This is a genomic window from Labrenzia sp. 5N, from assembly GCF_012395805.1.
Classification (GTDB): domain Bacteria; phylum Pseudomonadota; class Alphaproteobacteria; order Rhizobiales; family Stappiaceae; genus Roseibium; species Roseibium algicola.
In genome coordinates, this window is record NZ_JAAZTM010000020.1 from 893,427 (window position 1) to 907,411 (window position 13,985).

At 59.5% G+C, this 13,985-nt stretch carries 13 protein-coding genes; 11 read left to right on the plus strand and 2 right to left on the minus strand.

Going from position 1 to position 13,985, the window contains the following annotated elements; translation table 11 throughout:
* Positions 1 to 7: 7 nt before the first annotated feature.
* Entirely contained in the window at positions 8 to 745 is a 738-nt protein-coding gene (locus tag HEP89_RS24520) for a GntR family transcriptional regulator (RefSeq protein ID WP_055653688.1), read from the minus strand.
* 259 nt (positions 746 to 1,004) lie between these two features.
* On the opposite strand from HEP89_RS24520, the gene HEP89_RS24525 reads away from it, so the two are divergent.
* From HEP89_RS24525 to HEP89_RS24545, 5 genes are all read left to right on the plus strand, one after another.
* Positions 1,005 to 1,997: an ABC transporter ATP-binding protein gene (locus HEP89_RS24525; protein WP_168693262.1), complete on the plus strand. Its 993-nt coding sequence runs from the start codon at positions 1,005 to 1,007 to the stop codon at positions 1,995 to 1,997.
* A gap of 65 nt (positions 1,998 to 2,062) precedes the next feature.
* Positions 2,063 to 3,373, plus strand: a complete 1,311-nt coding sequence (locus tag HEP89_RS24530; protein ID WP_023014488.1) for an extracellular solute-binding protein — start codon at positions 2,063 to 2,065, stop codon at positions 3,371 to 3,373.
* 196 nt (positions 3,374 to 3,569) lie between these two features.
* A complete protein-coding gene (locus HEP89_RS24535; protein WP_168693522.1) occupies positions 3,570 to 4,406 on the plus strand; it encodes an ABC transporter permease in 837 nt (278 codons plus the stop codon).
* A 2-nt stretch (positions 4,407 to 4,408) separates the two neighbouring features.
* The gene (locus HEP89_RS24540; RefSeq protein ID WP_055653687.1) at positions 4,409 to 5,248 is read left to right on the plus strand and encodes an ABC transporter permease; all 840 of its coding nucleotides are present in this window, start codon (positions 4,409 to 4,411) and stop codon (positions 5,246 to 5,248) included.
* Between the two features lie 8 nt (positions 5,249 to 5,256).
* Positions 5,257 to 5,919 (plus strand): aspartate/glutamate racemase family protein, encoded by a 663-nt coding sequence (locus tag HEP89_RS24545; RefSeq protein WP_023004005.1) that lies wholly within the window; start codon positions 5,257 to 5,259, stop codon positions 5,917 to 5,919.
* A 15-nt stretch (positions 5,920 to 5,934) separates the two neighbouring features.
* Here the strand turns inward: HEP89_RS24545 and HEP89_RS24550 are convergent, their stop codons facing one another.
* Entirely contained in the window at positions 5,935 to 6,828 is an 894-nt protein-coding gene (locus tag HEP89_RS24550) for a LysR family transcriptional regulator (RefSeq protein WP_055653685.1), read from the minus strand.
* A gap of 226 nt (positions 6,829 to 7,054) precedes the next feature.
* On the opposite strand from HEP89_RS24550, the gene HEP89_RS24555 reads away from it, so the two are divergent.
* From HEP89_RS24555 to HEP89_RS24580, 6 genes are all read left to right on the plus strand, one after another.
* Entirely contained in the window at positions 7,055 to 7,867 is an 813-nt protein-coding gene (locus HEP89_RS24555; protein WP_168693263.1) for an HAD family hydrolase, read from the plus strand.
* Entirely contained in the window at positions 7,861 to 8,787 is a 927-nt protein-coding gene (locus tag HEP89_RS24560; protein ID WP_168693264.1) for an ABC transporter permease, read from the plus strand. Before HEP89_RS24555 ends, HEP89_RS24560 begins: the two co-directional genes overlap by 7 nt.
* A 4-nt stretch (positions 8,788 to 8,791) precedes the next feature.
* Entirely contained in the window at positions 8,792 to 9,694 is a 903-nt protein-coding gene (locus HEP89_RS24565) for an ABC transporter permease (protein WP_168693265.1), read from the plus strand.
* A 63-nt stretch (positions 9,695 to 9,757) separates the two neighbouring features.
* Positions 9,758 to 11,305 (plus strand): ABC transporter substrate-binding protein, encoded by a 1,548-nt coding sequence (locus HEP89_RS24570; RefSeq protein ID WP_055653678.1) that lies wholly within the window; start codon positions 9,758 to 9,760, stop codon positions 11,303 to 11,305.
* 69 nt (positions 11,306 to 11,374) lie between these two features.
* On the plus strand, positions 11,375 to 12,247 hold the full coding sequence (locus HEP89_RS24575) for a metallophosphoesterase (protein ID WP_168693266.1): 873 nt from the start codon (positions 11,375 to 11,377) through the stop codon (positions 12,245 to 12,247).
* Positions 12,244 to 13,926: an ABC transporter ATP-binding protein gene (locus tag HEP89_RS24580; RefSeq protein WP_168693267.1), complete on the plus strand. Its 1,683-nt coding sequence runs from the start codon at positions 12,244 to 12,246 to the stop codon at positions 13,924 to 13,926. The genes HEP89_RS24575 and HEP89_RS24580 overlap by 4 nt, the downstream gene beginning before the upstream one ends.
* The last annotated feature ends 59 nt before the right edge of the window (positions 13,927 to 13,985 follow it).

Consider the following 13,985-nt stretch of genomic DNA (forward strand, 5'->3'; position numbering starts at 1 on the left):
CCGCTCTTCAGCCATTGCCGAGCGCTTCTCCCAGAGAGCGGCCGAGAGCTGACTTCTCTCGCAAATCCAGACCGGAATGCAGATCGACGATGTGGCTCTTCTGGATCTTTTCGGCTGCAGCACCGTCGCGCTTTTCAAAGGCATTCATCAGGGCATGATGAGAGTGGCTTTCACAGGCAGTGTCTGAGCGCTTCCAGTAAAGAGCGATGATCAGCGAAGAGCGCGAGATCAGTGATCGGATCATGCCGGCGAACACCCGATGGTCGGCGATATCCGCAATCTCCGTATGAAAGCTTCCGGACAGGAACAGCGCCTTGCCCATGTCACCGGCATGAAGAGCTGCATGTTCCGCATCCAGATGTGCGTGCAACTGCGCGAGCTGCCTGTCGGTGATGACATCGGCTGCCAGCCTGGCCACGGCAGGCTCGATCAGGGCACGGGCCTGAAACACCTCGTGAGCCTCGCGGATCGATGGCTTTGCGACGAAGGCACCACGGTTCTTTTCCATGGCGACCAGCCCGGAATGGGCGAGTGCCTGCAACGCGGCGCGCACGACGGTACGGCTGACGCCATAAATTTCGCCCACCTCATCCTCAGACAGTTTCAGCCCCGGTGTCAGTTTGTGTTGCAGAATGGCAGTCTGAAGCTTCAGGCAGATTTCAAGGGCCCGGCCCTGAGGTAGGGCAAAGACTTCATGCAGCTTGCTGCGTTGATCAAGATCGGCTGTGGTCACAGGTTTGGTCATTTTTCTTGAAATGCCCAATGGGGGTTGAGCGGTGCCTTGATCCTACTCCCCGCCACCCGACGCGGCAATCTTGGATCGTATACAATTTTTGTTCATATCGTATTTAATTTGCTAAAATATTGTGCACTTTTACCGGTGAGAATTTGCTCATCGCTCCGCCTTCTCATCAGGATCTCCGGAATTCCGCCAGTTTTTCGCGTTGGCACGGCACTTGCTGTCTCAGGAGCCGAAAACGGTTTTCTGAAGGAGACGTCCGGCCATGGCGAAGTCCCTGGACCTTGAACTGGCAGCCACCACCAAGATCTATGGCGAGACCATTGCGGTCGACGCGATCAATCACAGATTCGCCGCCGGCACCTATTCTTGCCTGCTCGGGCCATCGGGATGCGGCAAGTCTTCAACCCTGCGAATGATCGCCGGCCATGAGAGCGTCTCCACCGGCGACATCGTTCTTGGCGGCACCAACATCACCGATCTTCCACCTGCCCGGCGCGGCACGGCGATGATGTTCCAGAACTATGCGCTGTTTCCGCATCTGTCCGTGGTCGATAACGTCGCCTTTTCCCAGAAGATGAAGGGTGTCGAAAAACCGGTCCGGCTCAAGAAGGCCCGTCAGTTGCTGGAACTGGTGGATATGGCAGCGTATGCGGAACGGCTGCCTTCGCAGCTCTCCGGCGGTCAGCAGCAACGTGTTGCCCTGGCCCGTGCCCTGATTACCGAACCTTCCGTGCTTCTGCTTGACGAACCGCTGTCGGCACTCGATCCGTTCCTGCGTATCAAGATGCGGCTCGAGTTGAAGAAGCTGCAGCGCGAACTCGGCATTTCCTTCATCCACGTCACGCACAGCCAGGACGAAGCCCTCGCGCTGGCGGACGACATCATCGTCATGAACGGCGGCAAGATCGAGCAGGCAGGCAGCCCGCGCGATGTGTTCAATACGCCAACAACCGAGTTCGTCGCCCGCTTCATCGGCGGCCACAACGTGCTGCAGCAGAAAGGCGCTTCGGTCGCGCTGCGGGCAGACAGGTTGAGGGTGAAAAAGGCGGCCGGAGAGGACGGCGCCGTTCTGACTGCCTTCGTCAAGGACGTCGAATACCTCGGCTCCACCGTCAATCTCGCGCTTGATGCGGGGGGCGCCGGCGATCTGACGGCCGCACTCACCGACGAAGCCTTTTTCCAGGACCCGATCGAAATCGGCGCAACCGTCTTCCTGACATGGAAGCCGGAAGACGCACACCAACTGGCTGCCTGAAGGCTGCCGATCGAAGGCCTTCTCCCGAGGCCGAACAAACTCCAGAGGGGAACAGGAGTAAGAACATGACAGATACAGTGGGAAAAACTGAACAGATGACCAAGAAAGGCGTCAGCCGCCGCAGCATCCTGAAAGGCGGCGCTGCAGCTGCCGGTGCGGCCCTGGGTTCGGGAGCCATTACCGGCTTCCCGACCATCTGGGCACAGAACATCAAGGACGTGACCCTGCGCCAGTTCGGCACCGGCGTTTCCAACCTCAACGAAGTAGCGCAGAAGGTGAAGGAAGATCTCGGCTTCACCCTGGAAATGACCGCTCTGGACAGTGACGCCGTCACCCAGCGTGCGGCGACCCAGCCGGACAGCTTCGACATTGCGGACATCGAATACTGGATCTGCAAGAAGGTCTGGCCGACCGGCAACCTGCAGGCAATGGACACCTCCAAGATCAAGAACTACGACAAGATCGTCGGCATCTTCAAAAGCGGCAAGCTGACGCCCGAATCCGTGATCGCACAGGGCACCGCTCCGCATACGGTCGGCTTCGTCGACGGTCCGGACGGCAAGGCGTTCGCGACCGAAGAAACCGGCTGGATGACACTCATCCCGACCATCTACAACGCCGACACACTCGGCATCCGTCCGGACCTGATCGGCCGCCCGATCGAAAGCTGGACCGAACTGCTGAACCCGGAATTCAAGGGCAAGGCATCGATCCTCGACATCTCTTCCATCGGCATCATGGATGCGGCCATGGTTTGCGAAGCCATGGGCGAAATCCAGTATGGCGACAAGGGCAACATGACCCGCGAAGAGATCGACAAGACCATGGCGATCTTCACCGAAGCCAAGAAAAACGGCCAGTTCCGCGCCTTCTGGAAGACCTTCGACGAAAGCGTCAACCTGATGGCGTCCGGCGAAGTCGTGATCCAGTCCATGTGGTCTCCGGCGATCACTGCCGTGAAGTCCCGCGGCATCGATTGCGTCTATCAGCCGCTCAAAGAAGGCTACCGGTCGTGGGGTGGTGGCATCGGTCTTTCCAAGAGCTTGACCGGCCTCGAACTGGAAGCAGCCTACGAATACATCAACTGGTATCTCGACGGCTGGGTCGGCGGCTTCCTGATGCGCCAGGGCTACTACTCGGCCGTGCCGGAAACCTCCAAGAACCACATGGACGAGAACGAGTGGGGTTACTGGTTCGAAGGCAAGGAAGCCACCGGCGACATCACCAACCCGTTCGGTGACGTTCTGGCGAAAGCCGGCGAAACCCGCGACGGCGGCTCGTTCTACGAGCGCATGGGTGCCGTTGCCTGCTGGAACGCTGTCATGGACGAGAACCAGTACATGGTTCGCAAGTGGAACGAGTTCATCGCCGCCTGAGGCTGAGCCGACACACTGGTGCCCGGGAAACTTTTCCCGGGCACTTCAAGACACCCGGGGCGAGCGTGACACCCGCCTTCTCTACTTACCGGACCCGACCTTCATGACGGATCAGACACAGTCCATTTCCAGCGTGGCCCCGGCGGCGAAAGCTCGCGCAAAGGCGCCCTTCAGCCTCAGTCGCCTGCCCGATGCCATGACCGGCTGGCTGCTGTCGCTGCCTCTGGCGCTGGTGCTGTTCTTCTTCTTGGTTCTGCCGATTGCCATGATCGTCGTGGTGAGTTTCTGGGGGGCGACGGAATTCTCGATCTACCCGGCCTTCCAGTTCGACAACTACGAATTCCTGCTGACGTCTCCAGTGACCTACCAGGTGTTCTTCAACACTGTGAAATACGCGTTGATCTCCTGGGCGATCACACTGGTGATCGGGTTTACCGTTGCCTATTTCCTCGCCTTTCACGTGCGCACGCTGACCTGGCAGATCGTTCTGTTTCTGTTGTGCACGATCCCGTTCTGGACATCCAACATCATCCGCATGATTTCCTGGATCCCGTTCCTGGGCCGCAACGGCATCGCCAATTCCACGTTGATCTCGATGGGCGTCATTGACGAGCCTCTGGATTGGCTGCTCTTTTCCGACTTTTCGGTGATCCTGGCCTTTGTCCACCTCTACACGCTGTTCATGGTGGTCCCGATCTTCAACACAATGATGCGTATCGATCGCTCGCTGATCGAGGCAGCCTACGACAATGGCGCCACCGGTCTGCAGACACTCACCAACGTCATCATTCCACTGACCAAACCCGGCATCATGATCGGTTCGATTTTTGTCGTCACGCTGGTGATGGGCGACTTCATTACCGTGCGCTTCATGTCCGGCAGCCAGAAGGCCAATGTCGGCAGGTTGATCTCCAACGACATCGCGCTTTTGCAATATCCCTCCGCCGCGGCAACAGCGGTTATCCTGCTGATCACGGTGCTTCTGGTGATCTCGATCCTGCTGCGCTTCGTCGACATCCGGAAGGAGCTCTGATCATGGAAAAACGTTCCCGCTCCTTCTATGCGCTAGCCGCGTTCTTTGGCCTTTTCCTGGTTTTCCTCTATGGCCCGACAGTCACCATCGCGATCCTGAGTTTTCAGGGACCGCAGGGCGGGCTGACCTTCCCGATGCGCGGCGTCTCGCTGCACTGGTTCCACGACCTGTTCGAACAACAGGCCGTCGGGGATATCTGGGGCAGTTTCTCGCGCTCGCTCGTGCTTGGCCTCATGGTCATGGTGACAACGGTCGTTGTCTCCGTCATGGGCGGTCTTGCCTTCCGTAAGCGGTTTCCCGGATCCGGTGCGATCTTCTATCTGATCATCACCTCGCTGGTGATCCCGTCGATCCTGGTTTCGCTCGGCGTCGGCCTGATCTTCTCCCAGTCCGGCCTTGCCGTGCATTGGTCGACCTCGGGCTTCGGCGCGCAGCTGACTTGGACCTTGCCCTTCGGCCTATTGATCATGTTCGCGGTTTTCAACCGTTTCGACAAATCCTACGAGGAAGCCGCACGCGATCAGGGCGCAAGCGCCTGGCAGACTGTCCGTCATGTCGTGCTGCCGATAATCGCGCCGATGCTGATCGGGGTCGCTCTGTTCGGTTTCACCCTGTCCTATGACGAGTTTGCCCGCACGCTTCTGACGGCCGGCAGCTACAACACGCTGCCGCTGGAAATCTACGGCATGACAACAAACGTCACGACGCCGGTGATCTTTGCGCTCGGCACTCTGACAACCGCCTTCTCCTTCGGCATCATCGGCCTGTTCCTGGCCATTGTCGTCATCCTGAACAAACGCAGGTCACGGCACGGCTCGGATGCCGGAAAGGGCATGGTCTAGGGCCTTACATGCGCGACATACACATCCTCGTCATCAATCCGAATTCCACGGCTTCAATGACGCAGAAGATCGCGGCGGCTGCTCGCGCCGCAGCCGGTCCCTTCAGCCGGATTACGGCCATCAATCCACTGGAGGGACCGGCAGCCATTCAGGGACCAGCGGATGGCGAGGCTGCCCTGCCCGGCCTGTTCGATCTCTTCGAACGCTCGCTGAAAACCGACCCAAGCATAAGCGCGGTCATCATCGCATGCTTCGACGATACCGGCCTTTGGGAACTGAAGGCGAAATCCCGCGTCCCGGTGGTTGGCATCGGCGAGGCGGCCTACCATGTTGCCTCCGTGGCGGCCGAACGGTTTTCGGTGGTTACCACCTTGTCCGTCTCCGTACCGGTGCTGGAAGAGAACCTGCAGCGCACCGGCCTTGCCGCCCGATGTGTCAGGGTGCGTGCATCGGACGTGCCGGTTCTGGAACTGGAAAACCCCGAGAGCGATGCCCGCCACAAGATCGAAGCGGAAATCCAGGCCGCTCTCAGACTGGACGGCATCGGCGCAATCGCACTCGGTTGCGCGGGCATGGCGGATCTGGCCGCCGACCTGACGGCACAATTCAAGGTACCCGTCATCGACGGTGTAGCGTCCGCTGTGCGTCTTGCAGAGGCGATCACCGCCTAGGCGTCCCCTCGCCTGCTAGTGGTCCAGAATGACGTCCGCCTCCGTGCGGAAACTTTCCACGGCCGAAAAGAAGACGTCGAACAGCATACTGCGCTCGTCGCCGAGCGAGAAAACCACTTCCTCGTATTGGCGCTGCATGTCCGAGACCGGAACCCGGTGAACGACATCGGTTCGCCCGGTTCCGAACCGCCACATGAAACCGACCCCAAGGCCATTGACCACTGCTTCATAGACCGCGTCACGTGTGTCCAGGGTCAACAGCGGCGACGGCTCGAACCCGGCGGAACGAAAGGCCCTGTCGACCACCCGTTGGGTGGAAGATCCCCTTGTCCGGAAAATCAGGGGTTCGGCCATCAGCCGTTCGCAGGTCACGGCCGCCTCCCGGGACAGCGGGCTGTCGGGATGGACGATGGCAACGACATTCTGCCTTGCAAGCAAGGCGCGCCGGAAGCGGCCATCCGCAGGCACATCCGGCAGCACACCTATGTCGACTTCGCGGGTCAGCACTGCCCGCGTGATCCGCTCATGCGAACCTGTTTCCACCGCGATTTCGATGCCCGGGTGCCGCTTGAGAAACTGCGCGATCAATGCCATGCCCGGCATCGAATTTCCCAACCCGATTTTCAAACGACCGTTCAGCAAGGTGTTGTGACGGGTCAACAGCCGTGTTGCAGCGCGTTCGGCTTCTGCCATGCGCTCGGCGACGTCACATAGCTCGTTGCACAGCGGTGTTGGCGACAAGACACCGTTTTTCCGGTCGAACAGGCGTACGCCGAATTCCGCTTCAAGGTCTTTGACATGACGCGCGACGGCCGGCTGCGAAATCTTCAGCGCCCGTGCCGCTGCAGCATATGAGCCTCCGGACGCGACCGCGTTGACGGCCCGAATGCGCGACAGGGAAAGGGTCATTCCAGGTTTTCTCCGATTAGCAAAGCCAAAGGTTTGATCACCTCAAACCATAGGTTCGCTCTGTTACGGCAGCGTCACAGAGTGACGACAATTTGATTGCGACTTCAGCGGGCCACGCCAACGGAACACGGCCCTTCCTGACCAGAACAATCCGCCTGCCGTACCGGCGGATCCTCAATGCCGATCGGTGGTACCGAAAGGCAACCGGACAGATATGGACTTCGCAATGCGGGCTCGCAAAACAACAACAATTCAATGGCTTGGCGCCGCGGAGATTGACGGTTATGCCGCAATCCTGTGCGATCTGGACGGCTGCCTGATAGCCGCCGGACGAGCATTGCCGGGCGCGGAAGATTTTGTCCGGGCTGCCGGCAAAAGACTATCGATCGTTTCAAACAACTCGGCCGACACATGCGTCACGCTATCGGCAAAACTGAACGCAATCGGCCTGTCGTTGCCGCAGGAAAGCATCTTTCTTGCAGGTGAGCTGGCTGTTCGCACGATCGCAGCGGAACGTCCGGGCGCGCGCATCCACGTAATTGCCGAACAGCCGCTTCACGCTCTTGCAGCGGAACTCGGCCTTGAGCGCGCAAACGACCGGACAGACGTCGTCCTGCTTGCCCGCGATACAAAGTTCACCCTGACCGGACTGGAAAAGGCGTTGCGACTGCTGGAGCAAGGCGCAGAGCTGGTCGTGACCAATCCGGATCTTTCCCACCCGAATGCGGACGGTCGCCCGGTGCCGGAAACCGGCTCCCTGCTTGCAGCTTTCAAGGCGTGCTGTCCGGAGATCGCACCAAGGGTTATCGGCAAACCTCAGCCGTTCCTCATCGGCGCGGCACTTGAAGCTGCGGGCGTTCCGGCGAGCGAGGCTGTCTTTGTGGGCGACAACGCCGCGACCGACGGTGCGGCGGCAACCCTTGCCGGTCTCGATTTCATTCACCTCGTCGCAACGCCCTCGCCGATCGTGAACGGTGCTCCTGTGAAAGAGACTATATCGTCCGCTCACCCGTCGTCAGTGGAGGCGAGCGCATGCTGACCTACGTTCTGCGAACCCTTTTGCGGATGGCGATAACCCTGTTCCTCATCGTGACGCTGGTCTTCTTCGCCACCAGGCTTTCCGGAAATCCGGTCGACTTCGTTCTCGGCGAAGGCATCACCAAGGAAGACCGGGCCCTCCTGATCGCTTACTACGGTCTGGATTCATCCATCGGCACCCAATACTGGCGCTATCTCAGCTCGGTGTTTTCGGGCGAGTTCGGACTGTCCTTCCTGGAAAGGCGACCGGTTTCTGAAATCGTTCTCGAACGTGCCTGGCCATCCTTGAAACTGCTGCTCAGCGCGGTGTGCTTCACGCTGATAGTTTCCATACCGCTTGGCATTCTGGCCGCCATCTACCGCACCAGCATTATCGGCAGCGTGGTGATGGTGGTAGCCTTCCTCGGATATGCCGTGCCGTCCTTCATCATCGGCATCCTGCTGGTGCTGATCTTTGCCTACACGCTCAACTGGCTGCCCGTCATTGGCGATGGAACGGCGCTGCATTTCATCATGCCGACGCTTGCCATTTCCGGCACGCTGGTTGCTGCGATCACCCGCTTCACCCGCAACGCCATGCTGGACGTGCTCAGCCAGGACTACATGCGCACAGCCCGTGCCAAGGGCCTGCCGGAGTGGGTCGTCATCCTGAAGCACGGACTGCGCAACGCGTCGATCACGCTGCTTTCCGTGGTCGGACTACAGATCGCCAGCCTCGCGGCGGCGGGAAGCGTTGTCGTGGAATCGATCTTCGCATGGCCCGGTATCGGCGATCTCCTCGTCCGGTCCGCCATCCTGCGTGACTACCCCGTCCTCCAGTTCGGTGTCCTGTCCGTCGCTGTCGCGGTCATCGTGATCAACGCAGTGGTCGACATCGCCTACGCCTTCGCGGATCCGCGCATCCGCCTTGCCAAGGGATAAGCGCATGACCGACGCAACGCACAACCTGTCTTCGCCGCGTAATACCGGCACAAGAACATACCGTCTGCCGATCTGGTCGGATGCGAACTGGATTGTCCGGATCGCGCTTCTCATCGGCCTGATCCTGATCGTGACGGCACTCGCCGCCCCCTGGGTAGCCCCCTTCGACCCGAATGCCCAAAGCCTTATTTCCCGGCTGCGTCCGCCAATCGGGTTCGAACGCTACAAGGACGGCTTCTATTTCGGCACCGACGAACTCGGCCGGGACATCTTCTCCCGCTGCATCTACGGCCTGCGGCAGACCTTCGCACTCGCCCTTGCGGGAGCCGTCATAGGTCTTCTGATCGGCGGTACATTGGGTCTGATGGCCGGCATCATCGGCGGTGTTTTCGAAGAAATCATCATGGGCCTGGTCGACGCGCAGATCGCCATTCCCTTCACCCTGATTGCCCTTCTCATTCTGGCAGTCATGGGCTCATCCCTGGACGTGATGATCCTCGTGCTCGGTGTCTACGGCTGGGAGCAATACACGCGGATCGTGCGTGGTGAAGTGAAGAAGCTGATCCAGATGCCCTTTGTCGAAGCGGCACGAGCAGCAGGTGCTACGCCGCTCCGGATTGCGGTGAGGCACATCCTGCCCAATGTCGTCTCGCCGATCGTCGTCCAGTTCACACTGAACTTTTCCAACATCGTCATCCTGGAATCGACCCTGTCTTTCCTCGGTCTCGGCGTTCAACCGCCAACCGCAACGCTCGGATCGATGGTCGGCATCGGCCGCGACTATCTGCCGACGGCCCCCTGGATCGTTCTCGCCCCCGCGATGGTGATCCTGCTCCTCACATTCGCAGTCCAGATCCTTGGCGACTGGCTGCGCGACAAGGCGGATGTCCGTCTCAGGTCCCGCTGACCGAACCCAACCACAGAAGCCGGAACGGCCAACGCTTCACCCTAGCAGCCTTGGAGGCTCGATATGACCAAACTACTGGCAACCACCGCTCTTGCTTCGCTCATGGCGACAAGTGCCTTCGCAACAGAACTCACCGTTGGTGCAGCCAACGTGTCCAGCTACCTCGATCCGGGCCGCGATCACTCGAATGTCGGCTCACAGTTCTACTACAACGCCTTCGATACGCTGATCGCCAAGAACCACGACACCACCGACACTGAATGGCAGCCGGGCCTTGCGACTGAGTGGAAACTTGTCGAACCGACGATCATGGAACTGAAACTGCGCGAAGGCGTGAAGTTCCACAATGGCGCCGACATGACCGCCGACGACGTCGTGTTCTCGCTGAACCGGATGTATCAGGCCGACTTCCCACCCTATCAGGTGCGTGCCCGGGACCGTCTTGAAAACTTCGAGAAGGCCGAGAAGGTCGACGATCTCACCGTGCGCATCCATGCAAAGCGCCCGGAGCCGCTTTGGGAAACATTGCTGAACCTGCAGCAGGTCATGATCATTCCGGAAGCTTACACCAAGAGCCTTGCAGGCGACCCGGACAAGCTTGAGCATGATGACTTTGAAGCCTTTTCCCTGAAGCCGGTCGGCACAGGCCCATACAAGGTTGCCGAATTCGTGCCGGGCGAAACAGTGGTCTGGGAACGTTTTGACGACTTCTGGGGCGAAAAGGCACCGCTCGACAAGGTCACTGTCCGGCATATGCCAGAGACTGCTTCACGCATCACGGCCCTGAAAACCGGTGAAGCCGACATCGTCACCAACATCGCACCTGACCAGCTTCAGCTGATCGAGAACGATCCGGACATGAAGGCCGCCGGCAGCGCCACTGCCCTCTTCCACGTCATGATCATGAATGTGAACCATCCGAAACTGAAGGATGCCCGCATCCGTCAGGCCCTGTCGCTCGCCATCGACCGTGACACGCTGAACGAAGCCCTGTGGGGTGGCAAGGCCGTGGTTCCGTCCACGCACACGCTTGCGGAATTCGGCGAACTGTACCAGCCGGAGCTGACCACCTTCGAATACAATCCGGAGAAAGCCAGGGAACTGCTCAAGGAAGCAGGTTACGACGGCTTCGAAATCACCTACGACACCGCGCCGGGTTACTACACCAACGGCCTTCTGGCGGCCCAGGCCATCATGGAGATGTGGGCGGAAGTCGGTATCAAGGGCAAGGTCAACGTCCAGGACAAATGGAGCGGCAACTCACCGGACATGATGACCCGCAACTGGTCCAACCCGATGTATTTCGCCGACCCGTTCGGCAGCTTCGGCGTCATGTGGGCTCCGAATGGTCCGTCTGAATCCGAAGGCCGTTTCAACACGGACGAAGACTACGCCAAGAGCTGGGAGCAGTTCCGCTTTAACGGTGATGTCGAGTTGCGTCGCGCGGCCTATGCGGAGCTGATGGAGCGCATCAAGCAGGATCCGCCGGTGCTGCCGCTGTATCGCCCCTATGAAAGCTGGGCGATGAAGACCAACGTCAACTGGGCTCCCAAGCCGGGTCACATTCCCTACGTGCTCGACTTCCGCGCCGGCTCCATTTCGTTCAACTAAGCCAAAAAAGGCGCCGCCGGTAAACCGGCGGCGCTTTCCCTACCCTATGATCAATTCAGGAAATTCAACGTGTCCGTACGCATTGCTGTTGTCGCCGACATCCACCACGGCAAACCTTCCGCGACCAAGCGCGGTGACACTGCCCTCGACCTGATGGCCGAGTTTGCCCGTTTCGTTAACGATGCCGCCCCCGATTTCGTCGTCGATCTGGGCGATCGGATTTCCGATATGGACCGCGACACGGACCTTCAGCTGGAACGCGAAGTCGCCGACGCCTTCAAGGCCGTCAATGCTCCGGTCCACCACATCAACGGCAATCACGACCGCGATCACCTGGATGTTTCGGACAACGAGGAAATCCTCGGTCAGTCCCTCGCCAACGCGACCTTTGATGCAGGTGACTGGAGAATTGCTCTGTGGCGCGCAGACAGCAAGATCCATCGGACGCCGGAGCATTCCGGGTTCATTCTGCATGAGGCCGATCTCTTGTGGCTGTCACGCGTTGCACAGAACACCGACAAGCCTCTTCTGGTGCTCAGTCACGTTCCCGTTTCCGGTCATGGCCAGATCGGTAACTACTACTTCGAACGCAATCCGTCAGCTTCGACCTACCCGATGGCAGAACGTGCCCGCGCGGCACTGGCGCAGTCCCGGCAGCCGGTGGTCTGTCTGTCCGGCCACGTTCACTGGAACACAGTCACCACGGTGGACGGCATTACCCATCTGACACAGCAGTCGCTCACCGAAAGCTTCACCACGAAGGGCCAACCTGCCGGTGCCTTCGGTTTGCTTGAGCTTGGCGAAACCGTCTCCTGGCAGGTGCAGGGCCTCGACCCGATTGCCCATTCGTTCAAGCCTCATGCCGACCGCTGGACACCCCCGCTACCGGATTTCAACCAGCATCCGGAATTTGCCGCAAGACGCCGCGGAGACCTCAAATGACCAAGCCGGTACTGGACGTTCAGGACCTCAGGATTTCTTTCGGTGCTCATGAAGCCGTGAAGGGAATTTCCTTTGCAATTCATGCGCGCGAGACACTTGCGCTGGTCGGAGAGTCCGGTTCCGGCAAATCAGCCACGGCACTTTCCATCCTGCGGCTGATCGAACGAGAAGGTGGAACGATTGGCGGGGGCAGCATCCGCCTGAACGATGGTGATCGCTCCCATGACTTGCGAAGCCTGTCGGATGCACAGCTGACAGCTCTGCGCGGCAATGCCATTTCCATGGTTTTTCAGGAGCCGATGACCTCACTCAACCCGGTTCTGAAAATCGGCGACCAGGTTGGCGAGGTCTTCATCCGCCACCGGAAGTTCGACAGGCGCAAGGCCATGCAAGCCGCGGAAGAAGCCCTCGATCAGGTACGCATTCCGGATCCGGCGCGGCGGCTGCAGCAATATCCGCACGAACTTTCCGGCGGCCTGCGTCAACGGGTGATGATTGCAATGGCGCTCGCCTGCAGGCCCAAACTGCTGATCTGCGATGAACCGACAACGGCTCTGGATGTCACCACCCAAGCGGAGATCCTGACACTGATCCGGAACCTTCAGGCCGAAATCGGCATGGGCGTTCTGTTCATCACCCACGACATGGGCGTTGTTGCCGAGATTGCCGACCGGGTCGTCGTGCTTCGCAACGGCGAAAAGATGGAAGAAGCCAGCGTTCACGATCTCTTCGAAAGGCCAAAGGCTGCCTACACAAAGGCGCTGATGGCGGCAACGCCGAAACCGGGTTCCGGAACCAGCACGCAGCAGGCAGGGACCGAGACAGTGCTGGATGTTGAGCAACTGTCCACACGATTTCCCGGCAAATCCGGCCTGTTTTCAAGGAAATCCGGCGGCGTTCTGGCCGTGAACCGCGTTTCGCTGAAGGTTGCGCGTGGTGAGACACTTGGTCTGGTAGGCGAATCCGGTTGCGGCAAGTCGACCCTGGCGCGGTCCATTCTGCACCTGATCGAACCTGAAAGCGGATCTGTCCGGCTTGACGGCAATGTTCTGAACAGCTCCTCCCGGCAGGCGCTCCGCGAAACGCGGAAGGACATGCAGATGGTGTTTCAGGACCCTTATGCGAGCCTCAATCCGCGGCTTCCGGTACATGAGCTGATCACGGAGCCGGCACGGATCCACGGCCTTGTCTCGCGCAAGGACCAGAAGGAACTCGCAGCGGATCTGGTTGAAAGGGTTGGACTGGAGCGCGATGCCATCAATCGCTTCGTGCACCAGTTCTCCGGTGGACAACGTCAGCGTCTGTGCATTGCGCGTGCCTTGTCGGTGGAACCGAAACTCATCATTGCGGACGAAGCGGTTTCCGCGCTGGATGTTTCCATTGCCCGGCAGATCACTGATCTGATGCTGGAACTGCAACACACGGAAGGTCTGTCGTTCCTTTTCATCTCACACGATATCGGCGTGGTGGAGCGGGTCAGTCACCGCATTGCGGTAATGTACAAGGGCGAGATTGTCGAAACCGGTCCAACCGAACAGATTCTGAAAAACCCGCAGCACCCGTACACGCGGCGCCTGTTGTCTGCCGTTCCAAACCCGATGCCGAAGCAACGCCGCAAGTCTGCGGAGGCCTTCACGTCATTTCCGCAGGAAAGCACGACACTGGCAGCCCTGGCCTAACCAACATCAGGCCAATTCGTTCCGGTGCAATCTGTTTCAGGAATATGGGGTCTCTTTAC

Coding starts and splice junctions, on each gene's coding strand:
- HEP89_RS24570 (WP_055653678.1), top strand. CDS start 9,758: ATGACCAAACTACTGGCAACCACCGCTCTTGCTTCGCTCATGGCGACA.
- HEP89_RS24580 (WP_168693267.1), top strand. CDS start 12,244: ATGACCAAGCCGGTACTGGACGTTCAGGACCTCAGGATTTCTTTCGGT.
- HEP89_RS24540 (WP_055653687.1), top strand. CDS start 4,409: ATGGAAAAACGTTCCCGCTCCTTCTATGCGCTAGCCGCGTTCTTTGGC.
- HEP89_RS24555 (WP_168693263.1), top strand. CDS start 7,055: ATGCGGGCTCGCAAAACAACAACAATTCAATGGCTTGGCGCCGCGGAG.
- HEP89_RS24530 (WP_023014488.1), top strand. CDS start 2,063: ATGACAGATACAGTGGGAAAAACTGAACAGATGACCAAGAAAGGCGTC.
- HEP89_RS24560 (WP_168693264.1), top strand. CDS start 7,861: ATGCTGACCTACGTTCTGCGAACCCTTTTGCGGATGGCGATAACCCTG.
- HEP89_RS24520 (WP_055653688.1), bottom strand. CDS start 745: ATGACCAAACCTGTGACCACAGCCGATCTTGATCAACGCAGCAAGCTG.
- HEP89_RS24550 (WP_055653685.1), bottom strand. CDS start 6,828: ATGACCCTTTCCCTGTCGCGCATTCGGGCCGTCAACGCGGTCGCGTCC.
- HEP89_RS24545 (WP_023004005.1), top strand. CDS start 5,257: ATGCGCGACATACACATCCTCGTCATCAATCCGAATTCCACGGCTTCA.
- HEP89_RS24565 (WP_168693265.1), top strand. CDS start 8,792: ATGACCGACGCAACGCACAACCTGTCTTCGCCGCGTAATACCGGCACA.
- HEP89_RS24535 (WP_168693522.1), top strand. CDS start 3,570: ATGACCGGCTGGCTGCTGTCGCTGCCTCTGGCGCTGGTGCTGTTCTTC.
- HEP89_RS24525 (WP_168693262.1), top strand. CDS start 1,005: ATGGCGAAGTCCCTGGACCTTGAACTGGCAGCCACCACCAAGATCTAT.